We start from the raw sequence: 14,605 nt of genomic DNA, 5'->3' as shown, positions 1-14,605 counted from the left end.
CACCCGCATCAGAAAGCTGGCGGATCGGTTCGATCACGGTGCTGGCGTCCAGCGCTGGCACAGACATGGCTCTCTCTCTTTCTTTTGGCGCGTTAACATCGCGCTAACCTTGTTTTGTCAAACTCGTCAACAATGGGTGTACATCCGCCAAAGAACTTGGCTCAAATGCGTTAGATGCAGGGTGTCGCCCATTCCTCACTTACCATTCAATCGGCTTATAAGCGTAGTCAAAGAACTGCCCGCTGTCTTCGGGAGTTAGCCCCAGCATAACGTCCACCAAGTTTTTCGCGGCCGCCTCTGGGCAAACTGTACTGTGCCGTGCAGCGTAGTTTGCGGTAAAGTCTGTGGCCACAGTCCCGGGGTGCAGCGCCACAGCAATCGCTTCTTTGTGGCTGCGTCCCAGCTCGATAGCCGCGCCGCGCAGAAGCTGGTTTGCAGCGGCCTTGGAGGCGCGGTAGGCGTGCCAGCCACCAATATTATTATCGCCGATAGAGCCGACCCGCGCTGTCAAAACAGCCAGAACAGAGCGGCCCTTCTTCGGCAGAAGCTTCGGCACGTGGCGCAAGACATAGGCCACACCAAAGGTGTTGACCTTGAAGACCTCCTCAAAGCTCTCCTGCTGGATCTGGCTCAGTGCTTTTTCTGGCGCTCCGCCCTCGGCGGCAAGCACGCCTGACGCCATAAAGACGAGCTCGTAAGGACCGTTCTGTGCTTCCAAATGCGCATCCACATTGGCCTGATCGCCAATGTCCAAGCCGTCACATGCGCGCGAGAGCCGTGTCACCCGCCAGCCGCGTGTTTCTAGGTCTTGCGCTACAGCGGCGCCGATGCCGCCAGATGCACCGATGATGAGAGCGTTTTGTGTCATTTCGCCAAGCTAACCCTTCATGCGCCTATTGCAAGCGCTCGGCCACTGACTATTTCTGATCTGCCCCCTTGTAGTTGCGAGTGATTTGCAATTACGGTTAGCTGACTCATAGAAAGGTATTCTTTCATGCTCCGTTCATTGTTGCTCTGTTTTGGGTTTCTGACGGCCACAAGCCTCGCGGCCCAAGACAAGCTCAAAGTCGTGACAACCTTCACTGTCCTCGCTGACATGGCGCAAAACGTGGCTGGCGAGGCCGCTGATGTTGTCTCGGTGACAAAGCCAGGTGCCGAAATTCACGGTTATCAGCCCACGCCACGCGACATTGTCCGCGCCTCTGACGCCGATCTGATCCTATGGAATGGCCTCAACCTGGAACTCTGGTTTGAACAATTCCTCGACAATCTCGGCGATGTCCCGTCTGCGACGCTGTCCGAAGGGATTGAGCCGATTTCGATTGGCTCTGGAAGCTATGAAGGTAAGGTCAATCCGCACGCGTGGATGGGTCTCGAAACCGCGCTTGTTTATATCGCCAATATTGAACGTGCGCTAAGCACGGCAGACCCCGCCAATGCCGCCGTCTATCAGGCCAATGCCAATGCCTATTCCAACAAGATCCGCGAGACGCTTGCGCCGCTCAAAGCCGAGATCGAGACTATTCCTGCTGAAAACCGCTGGCTTGTGACCTGCGAAGGCGCGTTCAGCTATCTGGCGAGAGACCTTGGCCTTCAAGAGCTTTACCTCTGGCCCATGAATGCCGACCAGACGGGCACGCCTCAACAGGTTCGCCGCGTGATAGACGGGGTGCGCGAGCACGAGGTTCCTGCGGTCTTTTGTGAAAGCACAGTCAGTACGTCGCCCGCCGAACAAGTCGCCCGCGAAACAGGCGCGGCTTACGGCGGCGTGCTCTATGTCGACAGTCTCAGCGCCGAGGACGGCCCCGTGCCGACCTACCTAGACCTCTTGCGTGTCACCACAGAAACGGTCGCACGTGGCCTCAAGGGAGACAAGTGATGGATGGCATCCACGCCAAAGGCGTCACAGTCACATACCGCAACGGCCATACCGCTCTGCGCGACGCCAGCTTCAATATCCCTCGTGGGACAGTAACAGCGCTTGTGGGCGTCAATGGCGCAGGCAAGTCGACACTCTTCAAGGCGATTATGGGCTTTGTGCCGATCTCAAGGGGCGAAATCACCCTCTTGGGCAAGCCTATCCGCGAGGCGCTCAAGCAAAACCTTGTCGCCTATGTCCCGCAAGCAGAGGAGGTCGATTGGGCCTTTCCTGTTCTGGTTGAGGATGTGGTGATGATGGGCCGCTACGGCCACATGGGGATGCTGCGTCACCCCAAAGCCGCTGACCACGCCGCGGTGGATCAGGCGCTCACTCGCGTCAGCATGCAAGACTTCCGCAAGCGTCAGATCGGCGAGCTTTCGGGGGGGCAGCGCAAGCGTGTGTTTCTAGCGCGTGCCTTGGCGCAAGAGGGTCAGGTGATCCTGCTGGATGAGCCCTTTACAGGCGTTGATGTGACCACAGAAAACCAGATCATCACACTGTTGGGCGAGCTGCGCGACGAAGGTCGGGTCATGCTGGTTGCCACGCACAACCTCGGTTCTGTGCCCGAGTTTTGCGACCGCACAGTGCTCGTCAAAGGCACAGTGCTGGCCTATGGCCATACCGATGAGGTCTTTACCCGCGACAACCTCGAAGAAGCCTTCGGAGGGGTGCTCCGTCATATCACAATCGGCGGTGATACACTCCACGAAGACAGCGACGAGCGCGCCGTAACGATCCTGACAGATGACGAGCGCCCTTTCGTGCAATACGGCGAACAGACCCAACGGCAGGATCGCGACCAATGAGCTGGCTAGAGCCCTTCGGCTATTCCTATATGCTCAACGCCATGTGGGTCTCGGCCCTCGTTGGCGGGGTCTGCGCATTTCTCTCGGCCTATCTCATGCTCAAAGGCTGGTCACTCATCGGCGATGCGCTTTCGCACTCGGTCGTGCCAGGTGTGGCAGGGGCCTATATGCTCGGCCTGCCCTTTGCGCTGGGCGCTTTCCTTGCGGGAGGGCTGGCGGCGGCGGCCATGCTCTTTCTCACAGAGCGCTCTGGCCTCAAGACCGACGTGATCATCGGTCTGATCTTTACCAGCTTCTTCGGCCTCGGCCTCTTCATCGTTTCCGTGTCGCCGGTCAGTATTGATCTGCAAAGCATCACCATGGGCAATATTCTCGCCATCACGCCCGAAGACACGCTGCAACTGGCCTTGATTGGCGGGGTCACCCTCGTGGTACTTCTGGCCAAATGGAAAGATCTGATGGTGACGTTTTTTGACGAAAGCCACGCCCGCTCGATCGGGCTACACCCAGCGCGCTTGAAGGCTGTCTTCTTCGTGCTGCTGTCCGCGTCCGTCGTTGCGGCCATGCAAACGGTGGGTGCTTTCCTTGTGATCGCACTGGTCGTGACGCCAGGGGCGACCGCCTACCTTCTATGTGACCGCTTCCCGCGGCTCATTCTGACATCTGTCGCCATCGGAACGCTCACAAGCTTCCTTGGCGCTTACGCCAGCTACTTCCTTGACGGGGCTACAGGCGGCATCATCGTCTGCCTCCAAACTGCTCTCTTCCTCCTCGCCTTCGTGTTTGCGCCCAAACACGGGCGCCTCGCGGCGCGGCGCATGGCGCGACAAGCTCTGGAGGAGGTGGCATGAGCGAACTGCTTCTCCCGTTCCAGTTCCCGTTTATGCAGACGGCCTTCCTCATCGTCGCGCTGATCTCCGTGCCGACGGCGTTGCTGAGCTGCTTTCTTGTGCTCAAAGGCTGGGCACTTATGGGGGACGCAGTCAGCCACGCCGTTTTGCCCGGCATTGTGCTGGCTTACATCCTCGGTGCGCCGCTGATTTTGGGAGCGTTCTTCGCGGGCATGGTCTGTGCGCTGGCCACGGGCTATCTGAGCGAAAACAGCCGCGTAAAACAGGATACGGTCATGGGTGTGGTCTTCTCTGGGATGTTCGGGCTCGGGATCGTGCTTTATGTCGGCGTTGAGACCAACGCTCATCTTGACCACATTCTTTTTGGCAACATGCTGGGGATTTCTGCGCAAGAGCTCTGGACCACAGCGATTATCGCCGCGCTTGTCTCCGCTGCGCTTCTGATCAAATGGAAGGACCTCCTGCTGCACGCCTTTGACCCCGCTCAAGCGCAGGCATCTGGTCTGCCAGTGACGTGGCTGCACTACGGCCTCTTGACGGCGCTCTCGGCCACAATCGTCGCCACGCTTTCGGCGGTAGGTCTGATCTTGGCGATTGGCCTTCTCATTGCGCCAGGGGCAATTGCCTTTTTGCTCGTGCGCGAATTTCGGACGATGCTCTGGCTGTCGGTTCTGGTTTGTTTGAGCTCGTCTCTTCTGGGGGTTTACGCGAGCTTTTTCATCGACAGTGCGCCTGCGCCGACGATTATCTTGATCCAGACGCTGATGTTTATTGCCGCGTTTCTACGCAAGCTTTCACTGAACAAGTCACGTTCCGCTTATTGAGGCTTCGAATTGTGCTTCGCACAATCCGACCCGTTGAGGGGGGCCAGCCCCCCTCAAGCTCCCCCCGGGATATTTTTAGAAAGAAAAAGCTTTAGATGCGAAAGATTGGCTGAAAGAGCTTCGGGATAAAGGCATTGAACTTCAATGCCGCATCTGTGGCAGCAAGACAAATACAGGCCTCGCCTTTGGCCGCCACAGGCTTGTGCTCCACATCGTCATCAGCGACTTCAACATCACCCACGCCAAAGCGCCCGCCCTCATCGCTAAAGGCACCCTGCAACACAAGTGTCAGCTCAAGCCCGCCATGTGAGTGATCGGGCATATCAAGACCTGGTGGAATATAGAGCAGGCGCACAGAGCCTGACTTGCCATGGCTGAGGATGGACTGGCGCACGCCACGGCCCAAGGGCTTCCACGTGGGGGGGCGGCCCTTCAGGGCTTCCATGACAGGCGCAGGAAAAATGCTCGAGCGCTCATAAACAGGCGTGTCTTCAACAGAGTCATCCAGCATGGCCATGACATTGTCGCGCAGGCCGCCTGACAGCTCGGAGCCTTCATGCGCTTCCATGATAGCACCGCCGGCAACTTCATGCGCCGTGAGGCGCGCACGGCATTCGTCACAGAGCGAGACATGCGCTGCAACAACCAGCGCAAAAGGCTCGTCCATACGGCCGCTGGCGTACTCCAGCATCAGCGCATCGGGGATATGATGTTTGATGGTCATGACTTGCGTATTCCGTCTAGTTCGTGGCGCAGTTTTTCCAGGCCAAGCCTGATGCGCGATTTGATGGTCCCCAGTGGCAGGCCTGTTTCGGCTTCTATGTCTGTGTGCGACAGCTCTCCGAGATAGGCCTTCTCGACCATCTCGCGCTGTGCTGGCTTAAGCTTGGCGAGTGCTAGCTTAAGTGCGTTAACTTCCTGATCCAGTGCCAGCGTGTCCGCTGCGTTTTCTTCTGTTGTTTCACTTTCGGCTTTCAAAGCCTCAGGCATCGGACGGTTTTCTTTGCGCAAAATATCGATCTGGCGGTTGCGCGCGATCTGATAGAGCCAGCTTGAGACTTGGGCACGCGTCGGATCAAACAAATGTGCCTTACGCCACAGTGTCAGCATCACGTCTTGCACCATGTCTTCAGCCTGACCAGAGCTGAGGCCAGACCGCATCGCAACACCTTTCAGCCGTGGGCCGAAGTGATCAAAGAGCTTCCCAAAAGCTCTTTTGTCGCGGTTGTCGCGGACGGCCAGCATCAGACGGGTCTCTTCGGAATAAGGATTCAACTTTGGTTTGCCTTGAAAAGAATGAATGTTTCTTACAGCCGCAACACTAACAAGTGGTGGGGCAGGTGCAACATCTGGTTCTGTTTCAAAACTCAACATAAACCTGTTACGGGAGCAGTTGGAACGCGGATCATATTTTTTTGCGCAAAGTGATCTATTGAGCTGATCTTGGCGTAACCATTTCAAATCTAATCGGAGTTTTCATGTCATTTGATGCCCCCCCTATGAAGCGCCAGCGCATTGCCATTGTTGGTGGCGGTATTTCTGGCATGAGCGCGGCTTATAAGCTGTCGCCCCAGCATGACGTTACGCTCTATGAAGCTGCCCCGCGCCTCGGTGGCCATGCCCGCACCAAACTTGCGGGTCTCAAGGGCGATCAGCCCGTTGATACAGGGTTTATCGTTTTCAATTATGTGAACTACCCGCACCTTACACGGATGTTTCATGATCTCGATGTGCCCGTTGAAAAATCAAACATGAGCTTTGGGGCAACGATTGATGAGGGCCGCGTCGAATATGGCCTGCAAACGCTCAAGAGTGTGTTTGGCCAGCGTCGTAATGCGCTCCGCCCCGGGTATATGAGGATGATCCGAGATATCCTGCGCTTCAATGCGCGTGCCGAAGCCACGGCCACATCTGATGACATGACCATTGGCGAGCTGGTCCGCGAGCTTGGTCTCGGGGCATGGTTTGAGCGTTATTATCTCATGCCGATCTGTGGTGCGATCTGGTCAAGCCCCACGCAAGACATCCGCGCTTTTCCCGCAAAGTCGCTTGTCCGCTTCTTCTCCAATCACGCGCTGCTCACCGCCACACAGCCACACCAGTGGTATACGGTTTCCGGCGGTTCGATCCAGTATGTCACCCGACTTGAGCGCCACTTGCGGGCCACAGGCGTCAAACTGCGCACCGCCACGCCGATCACGGCAGTGAAGCGCGATCCAAACGGCGTCACGATCAATGCCAAGGGCGGAACAGAGCAATTCGATCAGGTGATTATGGCTTGCCACTCCGATGAGGCGCTCGCGCTTCTGGCTGATCCAAGCGCCGACGAGACGCGGCTTCTTTCGGCAGTCGGCTATCAGGATAATCAGATGATCCTGCACCGCGACTCAGGCCAGATGCCCAAGCGAAAGGCTTGCTGGTCAAGCTGGGTTTATAAGGCAGATGGCAACATCGAGGCGCCTTCTATCGGCGTAACCTACTGGATGAACCGTTTGCAAAATATTCCTGAGACGGACCCGCTTTTTGTCTCGCTCAACCCGTACACGCCTGTGCGCGATGAGCTGATCTATGATCAGAAGAGCTTCCGCCACCCTGTCTTTGACGGCCCGGCTTTGAAGGCCCAGCAAGAGATCAAGGCCAAGCAAGGCACACGCAACACTTGGTTTGCTGGCGCATGGCTGCGCAACGGCTTTCATGAAGACGGTTTCGCCAGCGCAGTAAATGTCGCACGCGAAATAGAGCGCGTTAAGGTATGACCGCCAGACCCGAACATATCGCAGGAGCGACAACCCACGCGCGCCGCGGTCAGGTTCATAACGCCTTCCGCTATAACGTCGATTACGTGCTGATTGACCCTGACGCGCCTTCCAAATTGGCGCTGTTTTCGCGCAACGCGTTCAATCTTGCGTCTGTAAATGACAAGAACCATGGCGGCGCCCCCAAAAAGGGCAGGGGGCTGGCGTGGGCGAAAGACGTCTTCGCCGCGGCGGGCCTTCCTTCGGGCCGTATTCGCCTGCTCACCCAGCCCAGCTTTCTGGGCTATGTGTTCAACCCGGTGAGTTTCTGGCTTGCTTACAAAGGCGCTGATCTGGTCGCTGTGATCGCAGAAGTCAGCAATACGATGGGCGACCGCCACAGCTATCTTTGCAAGCGCGCGGGCTTTGCTCCGATCCGCCGTGAGGACAGGATCATGGCCGAGAAGATCTTTCACGTCTCGCCCTTTCAGGAGGTGCAAGGCACCTACCAGTTCAATTTTGATATCACCGCAGAGCGCATTTCAATTCGTATCGCCCATGAAAATGGGGAAGAGGGGCTCATTGCCACGCTCTTTGGCCCGCGTGCACCACTCTCCAATCGTCGCATTCTCGGCTCTGCTCTGCGCCGCCCGTTTGGGCCTCTGCGTGCGCTTGTGTTGATTCACTGGCAGGCCTTAAAACTTTACATCAAAGGCGCGCCGTTCCGTCGCCGTCCTTTGCCACCCGAAGAGGAGGTAAGCTAATGGGCTTTATCACACGCCGCGTCGCTCATGACTTTCTAGACACGTGCGGTCAGATAGATGAAGGCGCGCTAGAGATCGTCACACCCGAGGGCCACCGTCATAGCTTTGGCAACGGCGGGGGCGACAGTGCCGAGATGGTTATTCATGACTGGTCCGCCGTTACAGCCATCGCAGCGCGCGGTGATGTTGGCCTCGGCGAAACTTATGTGGCTGGCCTCTGGCGCACTCCATCTATTGAGGCGCTGGGCCGTGTGGCGATTTCCAATCTCGCCACGCTTGAGCCCTACGCCTATCCAAATCGGTGGAACACGCTCAAGTTCCGTGCGGTGGATCGCTTTCTGCGCGCCAATTCTGTCAAAGGAGCCGCGCGCAATATTCGCTCGCATTACGACACTGGCAACGAGTTCTATCAGCTCTGGCTGGACGAAGGCATGAGCTATTCTTCTGCGCTCTTTACGCAAGGCGACACAGACCTCGCCCGTGCTCAAGACCGCAAGCTTGACCGTGTTCTCTCGCGCCTAGGGGGCGGCGAAAGCGTGCTGGAGGTCGGTTGCGGCTGGGGCAGCTTTGCCGAGCGCGCGGCTGATCAGGGACGCAATGTAACGGGCATCACGATTTCCAAGGCCCAAAAAGGCTATGCAGATGCGCGCCTTGATGGCCGTGCCTCCATTGAGTTTTGCGATTATCGCAACACCACGGGCACCTATGACAATATCGTTTCCATCGAGATGATCGAAGCTGTGGGTGAGCGCTACTGGCCAAGCTATTTTGCGATGCTCAAGGCGCGACTTGTGCGCGATGGCCGCGCCGTTGTGCAGGCGATCACAGTGCCCGATGCCTATTTTGATATTTATCGCTCTAGCTCTGATTTCATCCGCCAATATACCTTCCCGGGCGGAATGCTTTTGTCTGATGCTGTGATTGCCGATGAGGCCCGCCGCGCGGGGCTGCAAGTCAAGGGCAGCTTTGCCTTTGGTCAGGACTATGCCCAAACTTTGCGTCACTGGTCCTCTCGTATGGATGCCAATGTGAAGCGCATCAAGCAGATCGGCTATACTGATGAACATCTGCGCAGCTGGCAGTTCTATTTGCAGATCTGCGCCGCGTCTTTCGGTGTCAAGCAAACGGATGTGGTGCAAGTGGAGCTTGCTCATGCGTAAACTGTTTTTGTTCCTAGTGCTCTGTTTCCCTTTGCTGGCCAGCCCTGTCGTGGCCAAATCTTATATCGACTCTGCTGGAGTGAAAAATCCGAGAGCCATTTCCGATGTGCCTTTCACATGGCTGGGTTTGAAGCTTTATGATGCCTCACTCTATACGCCGGATGGAGCCGCCTTCAGCTGGCAAAATCCGATGGCAATCGAGCTGACTTATGCACGCAAACTGCCGCGCGCGAAGCTGGTCAACGCGACCCGAGACGAGCTGAAGCGACTCGAGGGCAACCGCGCTGATCACCCCGCAATTTTGGCTGATCTCAATCGTTGCTTGCGTGACGTGACGCGCGGAGATCGCTTCACAGTTGTCACGCGTAATGCGGCCTCGGTTGATCTCTTTTTCAATGGCACAAAGACCTGCAAACTTACCCAAGCCAGCATTGGCAAGCGCTTCCTCAATATTTGGCTGTCCGAGAACAGCCGGTCCTCTGCTGCCTCCCGCAAGCTCAAAGGCCTCTGATATGTTCCGCACAACCAACGCCCAAGTCAGCCTGTTTGCGCTGATGCTCGCGGCTGCAGGCCTGCCGCTTTATATCCATCTGCCCGCTTACGCGAGCGGCGAGCTGGGCATGAGCCTCGGCGCCTTGGGTGGCCTGCTGATCGGGTTGCGCGTGCTTGATTTTGTACAAGACCCGCTCTTGGGCCGCATGGTTGACAGCTTTCCTGACGCCCGTGCGCTTTTTGCGGCCTTGGCGCTTCTTGGCCTCGGGCTTGGTTTTGCGCTGGTGTTCACTTTCCTACCAGCTGCGGGCCAGCTCTTCTGGCTCATTCTCGGCCTCGCGCTGCTCTTCACAGCCCATAGCCTCGGCAGTATCCTCTTTTACGGCCAGTCGACGGCGCTTGCAGGCGGAGAGGCTGGGCTTGTCAAACTCGCTGCTTATCGTGAAGGCGGAAGCCTCGTCGGTGTGCTCCTCGCGGCCCTTGCGCCCACACTTTTTGTCGCCGCAGGCGCGGGTGGTGGTGGTTATCCTGCGTTTGGCCTCGGCCTTGCGGCGATGGCGGGCGCGGTCTGGCTGCTCACCCGCCGCCTCTGGCAGATCACGGGCCCCGCCACTTCTCCCATGCAGCTTTCTGCCCTCAAAAGCGTTGGCGGGGTGCAGCTCCTCTGGATCGCACTGATCAACAGCCTGCCCGTGGCGCTGACCTCGACACTCTTTCTCTTTTTTGTGCAGGACAAGCTTGGCCTTGACGCCCTCGCCGGCCCGCTGTTGATGCTTTTCTTCCTCGCCGCTGCGCTCAGCGTTCCGCTTTGGAGCGCGCTAGTGCGTCGCCATGGTGCGCGCCGTATCTTGCCACTGGCGATGACACTGGCGATTGTGAGTTTTATGGGGGCAGCCCTGCTTCCCGAAGGCGCGGCGCTGGCCTTCGCGCTGATCTGTCTCGCCTCGGGTGCCGCCTTGGGCGCGGATATGGTTATCTTGCCTGTGCTCTTCTCGACAGCCCTCGCCCGCGCAGGCCTGTCTGCGGGAGCCGCCTTTGGCCTCTGGTCTTTGGCAGGCAAACTCTCTCTCGCCCTTGCCGCTGCCCTCGCACTCCCCGCGCTTCAACTGGCAGGTTACACACCAAACGCCGTCAATACACCGCAAGCACTGACAACGCTCACACTTGCCTATGCGGTCATTCCCTGCATCATCAAAATCGCGGCAATCATCCTCGTCGCTCGCCTACCTCAGGAGGTAAACACACCATGAAGATCGTCATGCTCCTCGTCATCGCCATATTGGCGCTCATTGCCTTCCGCCCTGGTTTTTCGTTCAAGAGCCAAAAGCTGGCGGACTACGCGAGCAATACGCCCCCCTTTGACATCCGTGTTGCCCTGAGCGGCCCACTTGTCTCCGAGGGAATAATCTATGGTCCGCTAGGCCGCGTTACCTCGCGCTTTGTCGCTGAGTTCACGGGGGAATGGGAGGGAACCACAGGCTCGCTTGCCGAAGAGTTCACCTATGACACAGGCAACACCCAGTCTCGCAAATGGTTTCTGACCATGGGCGAAAACGGCCACTTCACAGCCACCGCCAGTGACATTATCGGCGAAGCCATGGGGCAGCAAATGGGCAACGCCGTACGCATGACGTACAAGATTCGCTTGCCAGAAGAGGCTGGCAGCCACGTGCTTGATGTCACAGACTGGCTCTACCTCATGGAAAACGGCAATATTCTCAACCGCTCAGAGATGCGCAAATTCGGCATTAAAGTCGCCGAGCTGATCGCAACCATGCGTCCCGTCAAATGAACGTTGCGGGCAAGACATACTGGCTCGTTGGGGCGAGCGAAGGCCTTGGCGAAGCCTTGGCTCTGAAGCTCGCGGCAGAGGGCGCGCACCTTGTGCTCTCCGCCCGCTCCGAGGGCAAACTCGCCGCTCTTGCGGCCAAAATACCCAACGCCTGTATCGCGCCACTTGATGTAACGGATAAGCCCTCCGTTGTTGCCGCCGCAGCGTCTGTTGGCCCGCTTGATGGTGTGATCTATCTCGCAGGCTACTATGACCCAATGAAAGCCCAAAGCTGGAACTCAGAGGCCGTCGAGCAGATGTGCGCTGTCAACTTCACGGGCGCGCTTCATGTATTGGGCCAGACCGTACCAGCCTTCGTCGCCAAAGACGCAGGCCACATCGTCCTGATAGGCTCGCTTGCGGGCTACCGTGGCTTGCCAGGGTCCCTAGGCTACGGCGCTTCAAAAGCAGCGCTCATGCATATGGGCGAAACGCTCTACGCGGATTTGCACAAGACAGGCGTAAAGGTCCAGAACATCAACCCTGGCTTCATCAAAACCCGCCTCACGGCGAAGAACAAATTCAACATGCCCCAACTGATGACGCCTGAAGAAGCGGCGGATCATGTCATCAAAGCCATGAAAAGCAAACGCTTTGAAACGGCCTTCCCCAAGCCCTTCGGGTGGCTCTTTTCGCGCGCACGTTTCACGCCGCGCGCGCTTTGGCTAAAGCTTTTCAATAAGGTTTAGTGTCGCTCAGACTATGGTCCACAGCTGGAACATAAGCCCGCTAGCAAAAGACCCGACCAGCGCCAAGGCTATATAGAGCACAAACACCTGCCGCTTGACCAAGGCCCAGACGGCCACAGCCGCAGGCAACGAACTCACGCCCCCCGCAACAAGGAAAGCAAGCCCCGCGCCAGGCGCCATGCCCTGCTCCATCAATCCGCCAACAAGCGGGAGTGCGGCATAGCCGTTCAGATAAGCAGGCACGCCCACAAGTGTGGCGATCCCGATGGGGGCAAGTCCTGTTCCGCCCAAGGCCGAGGCCACAAGATCAGCAGGCAGCCATGCCAGCATCAGGCTTTCAAGCAGGAAGGCCAGAGTGAGCCATTTGGCAAGGAAGAGCGTGGTCTTGATCCCCTCGCGCCAGAATTTTCTCACTCGTGCGGTTTCGGCCCAGAAACGCCAAACAACAGGCTGCACCGTGCGCACTTTAGAGGCCCCGCAGCCGCCATTGCCCACACCCTCGCGCAACGGGTCCGAAAGCCCGCCCGCCTTCGCAATCAGATGCACAGTGATGCCGCCAAAGACTCCGAGGGCAACCGCCGTAATGGTCTTGGCCACAGCAAATTCAAAGCCGAGAACCCCCGTGGTGAGCATAAACATTGACGGGTCCATCACAGGCGAGGCCAGCCAGAAGGCCATGACCGCCGACAAAGGAACACCCATAGCAAGCAGCGCCGCAATCAAGGGAATGACCCCGCAAGAGCAGAAGGGCGAAAGCCCGCCAGCGGCCGCAGCGATCAGGATCATCACCATGGGTGAGCCCGTGAAGGCGCGCGCGATCAGGCCGTCGGCCCCAGTCGCGCCAGCGTAAGCAGCAATTCCGATCGAAAGGATGAGAAATGGGGCGACATTGAGCAGGTTCTGCGCTGCAAAGGCTGCGCTCGTCGCGCCCTGTGCGGGGACAAGTACAAACAAAACGGCCAGCAAAAGGGCCGAAAAGAGCCAGACCTTTTCCTTGCTCCACATCATATGCAGAAACGCGGCCATCGGAGTGCGCGGTGGGAGGGCGTGGTCAGTCATATCTATATCCCTGGAAAAGTCGTTACGCTTGGGCCAAAAAAACAAAGGCGCGTTTCATGCCGCATCTTCCTGCGTGAGCTTCACGCCAACACAGCACTCCGCCGTCAGAAAGGCGAGTGTCTGGTTCATCACGTCATAATCCACGCGGTTGAGGATCAGACGGCCTTGCCGTTCTTGCGTCACCAGCCCTGCCTCAACAAGCGTGCCCAAGTGGTGGGCTAGTGTTGAGGGAGCCATGCCGAGATGCTGGCCAATGTCGCCTACGTTCATTCCGTCATGCCCCGCACGAACCAACAAACGGAAGATACCCAAACGGGTGTCATGTCCGAGGGCGGCAAGGGCGAGCGCTGTGGAGGCTTGTGTCATCATGCGACCAAAATAACTATATATCTAGTTTTGTAAACATGAATCTTACTACATCATCAACGGCCTTGTCTTTTGCGCTCAGCCTTGCGCAGAGGCTTGGAGATTTCGGCAGTCGACAGAATTTGAAATTGGTCTGAATTTCGCTACGGCACAGGCGATGCCAACCAGTGCTTAACGGCTGGACTTGTTTGCAAGAGCCGATGCAAAGTGGCGTGAAACGAGCGAACAGGAATATCTAAATGAGCATTGCATATCTTAAAACAGGCAAGCCCGCAGCAGACCGTGCCGAAGAAGATGCACAGGTCGCTGGCGCCGTAGCGGCCACTCTAAAAGACATCGAGACACGCGGTGATGTGGCCGTGCGCGAGCTGGCCAATAAGTTTGACGGCTATGACCGCGAGACATACCGCCTCACGGACGCCGAGATTGAAGAGATCATCGCACAAGTCACCCCGCGGGAAATGGCAGATCTTAAATTCGCTCAAGCCCAAGTTCGCAACTTCGCCCAAGCACAGCGGGACTCCATGCTTGATATCGAAGTGGAAACCCTCCCCGGTGTGATCCTCGGTCACAAAAATATCCCCGTGCAGTCTGTCGGCTGCTACGTTCCGGGCGGCAAGTTTCCCATGGTCGCCTCCGCGCATATGTCAGTCGCCACAGCCTCTGTCGCGGGCGTCCCGCGGATCATCGCCTGTACCCCGCCTTTCAACGGCGTGCCAAACCCCGCCGTGATCGCCGCAATGCACATCGGTGGTGCCCATGAAATCTACGTGCTTGGTGGCATTCAGGCTGTCGGCGCTATGGCGCTGGGAACCGAGACAATTGACCCTGTTCACCTTCTCGTCGGCCCCGGCAACGCCTATGTAGCCGAGGCGAAGCGCCAGCTCTTTGGCCGCGTCGGGATCGACCTTTTCGCAGGCCCGACCGAGACGATGATCATCGCTGATGAAACAGCCGCTGACGCTGAACTCTGCGCCACAGATCTCTTGGGCCAAGCCGAGCATGGCTATAACTCACCCTGTGTCTTGCTGACCAACTCCGAGAAGCTCGCCCGCGCCACCATGGCTGAAGTCGAGCGCATACTTACGATCCTGCCCACCGCCGACA

At 57.7% G+C, this 14,605-nt stretch carries 17 protein-coding genes; 12 read left to right on the top strand and 5 right to left on the bottom strand.

The features are described 5' to 3' along the window. Window positions 1–199: 199 nt before the first annotated feature. A complete protein-coding gene (locus P8O11_RS00085) occupies window positions 200–868 on the bottom strand; it encodes an SDR family NAD(P)-dependent oxidoreductase (RefSeq protein ID WP_300290362.1) in 669 nt (222 codons plus the stop codon). A gap of 126 nt (window positions 869–994) precedes the next feature. Here P8O11_RS00085 and P8O11_RS00080 point away from each other — a divergent pair, with 126 nt between their 5' ends. Genes P8O11_RS00080 through P8O11_RS00065 form a run of 4 tightly spaced genes read left to right on the top strand, consistent with a single transcriptional unit; the run spans window position 995 to window position 4,402 of the window. After that, window positions 995–1,879: a metal ABC transporter substrate-binding protein gene (locus tag P8O11_RS00080; RefSeq protein WP_300290360.1), complete on the top strand. Its 885-nt coding sequence runs from the start codon at window positions 995–997 to the stop codon at window positions 1,877–1,879. Continuing rightward, window positions 1,879–2,727, top strand: coding sequence for a manganese/iron ABC transporter ATP-binding protein (locus P8O11_RS00075; RefSeq protein WP_300290358.1), 849 nt, complete (start codon window positions 1,879–1,881; stop codon window positions 2,725–2,727). The genes P8O11_RS00080 and P8O11_RS00075 overlap by 1 nt, the downstream gene beginning before the upstream one ends. Then, entirely contained in the window at window positions 2,724–3,578 is an 855-nt protein-coding gene (locus P8O11_RS00070) for a metal ABC transporter permease (RefSeq protein ID WP_300290356.1), read from the top strand. The genes P8O11_RS00075 and P8O11_RS00070 overlap by 4 nt, the downstream gene beginning before the upstream one ends. Further along, window positions 3,575–4,402, top strand: coding sequence for a metal ABC transporter permease (locus P8O11_RS00065; RefSeq protein ID WP_300290354.1), 828 nt, complete (start codon window positions 3,575–3,577; stop codon window positions 4,400–4,402). The genes P8O11_RS00070 and P8O11_RS00065 overlap by 4 nt, the downstream gene beginning before the upstream one ends. Window positions 4,403–4,493: 91 nt before the next feature. Here the strand turns inward: P8O11_RS00065 and P8O11_RS00060 are convergent, their stop codons facing one another. Both P8O11_RS00060 and P8O11_RS00055 read right to left on the bottom strand, forming a co-directional pair. Beyond that, the gene (locus P8O11_RS00060) at window positions 4,494–5,126 is read right to left on the bottom strand and encodes a ChrR family anti-sigma-E factor (protein ID WP_300290352.1); all 633 of its coding nucleotides are present in this window, start codon (window positions 5,124–5,126) and stop codon (window positions 4,494–4,496) included. Next, the gene (locus P8O11_RS00055) at window positions 5,123–5,776 is read right to left on the bottom strand and encodes a sigma-70 family RNA polymerase sigma factor (RefSeq protein ID WP_300290350.1); all 654 of its coding nucleotides are present in this window, start codon (window positions 5,774–5,776) and stop codon (window positions 5,123–5,125) included. The genes P8O11_RS00060 and P8O11_RS00055 overlap by 4 nt, the downstream gene beginning before the upstream one ends. A 104-nt stretch (window positions 5,777–5,880) precedes the next feature. On the opposite strand from P8O11_RS00055, the gene P8O11_RS00050 reads away from it, so the two are divergent. The 7 genes from P8O11_RS00050 to P8O11_RS00020 are packed head-to-tail and all read left to right on the top strand — an operon-like array spanning window position 5,881 to window position 12,073. After that, window positions 5,881–7,158 (top strand): NAD(P)/FAD-dependent oxidoreductase, encoded by a 1,278-nt coding sequence (locus tag P8O11_RS00050; protein ID WP_300290348.1) that lies wholly within the window; start codon window positions 5,881–5,883, stop codon window positions 7,156–7,158. Then, window positions 7,155–7,901, top strand: a complete 747-nt coding sequence (locus P8O11_RS00045; protein ID WP_300290345.1) for a DUF1365 domain-containing protein — start codon at window positions 7,155–7,157, stop codon at window positions 7,899–7,901. The genes P8O11_RS00050 and P8O11_RS00045 overlap by 4 nt, the downstream gene beginning before the upstream one ends. Then, window positions 7,901–9,061, top strand: coding sequence for a cyclopropane-fatty-acyl-phospholipid synthase family protein (locus P8O11_RS00040; protein WP_300290343.1), 1,161 nt, complete (start codon window positions 7,901–7,903; stop codon window positions 9,059–9,061). The genes P8O11_RS00045 and P8O11_RS00040 overlap by 1 nt, the downstream gene beginning before the upstream one ends. Beyond that, entirely contained in the window at window positions 9,054–9,572 is a 519-nt protein-coding gene (locus P8O11_RS00035) for a chalcone isomerase family protein (RefSeq protein WP_300290341.1), read from the top strand. Before P8O11_RS00040 ends, P8O11_RS00035 begins: the two co-directional genes overlap by 8 nt. Window position 9,573: 1 nt before the next feature. Then, window positions 9,574–10,803, top strand: a complete 1,230-nt coding sequence (locus P8O11_RS00030) for an MFS transporter (protein ID WP_300290339.1) — start codon at window positions 9,574–9,576, stop codon at window positions 10,801–10,803. Then, window positions 10,800–11,345 (top strand): DUF3833 domain-containing protein, encoded by a 546-nt coding sequence (locus P8O11_RS00025; protein ID WP_300290337.1) that lies wholly within the window; start codon window positions 10,800–10,802, stop codon window positions 11,343–11,345. The genes P8O11_RS00030 and P8O11_RS00025 overlap by 4 nt, the downstream gene beginning before the upstream one ends. Beyond that, complete coding sequence (locus P8O11_RS00020) at window positions 11,342–12,073, top strand: SDR family oxidoreductase (protein ID WP_300290335.1); 732 nt, start codon at window positions 11,342–11,344, stop codon at window positions 12,071–12,073. Before P8O11_RS00025 ends, P8O11_RS00020 begins: the two co-directional genes overlap by 4 nt. Before the next feature lie 6 nt (window positions 12,074–12,079). Here the strand turns inward: P8O11_RS00020 and P8O11_RS00015 are convergent, their stop codons facing one another. Together P8O11_RS00015 and P8O11_RS00010 are read right to left on the bottom strand one after the other, a co-directional pair. Further along, window positions 12,080–13,132 (bottom strand): permease, encoded by a 1,053-nt coding sequence (locus tag P8O11_RS00015; RefSeq protein WP_300290332.1) that lies wholly within the window; start codon window positions 13,130–13,132, stop codon window positions 12,080–12,082. Window positions 13,133–13,186: 54 nt separating this feature from the next. Further along, entirely contained in the window at window positions 13,187–13,501 is a 315-nt protein-coding gene (locus P8O11_RS00010) for a helix-turn-helix transcriptional regulator (RefSeq protein ID WP_300290330.1), read from the bottom strand. 236 nt (window positions 13,502–13,737) lie between these two features. Here P8O11_RS00010 and hisD point away from each other — a divergent pair. Beyond that, a partial coding sequence (gene hisD / locus P8O11_RS00005) for a histidinol dehydrogenase (protein ID WP_300290328.1) occupies window positions 13,738–14,605 on the top strand: 868 nt, incomplete at its 3' end.

Origin of the sequence: Lentibacter sp. (assembly GCF_029254145.1) — a bacterium.
In the GTDB taxonomy this organism is placed as follows: domain Bacteria; phylum Pseudomonadota; class Alphaproteobacteria; order Rhodobacterales; family Rhodobacteraceae; genus Lentibacter.
The sequence above is the reverse complement of the archived record's forward strand: the minus strand, read 5'-3'. Positions and strand labels throughout refer to the sequence as shown.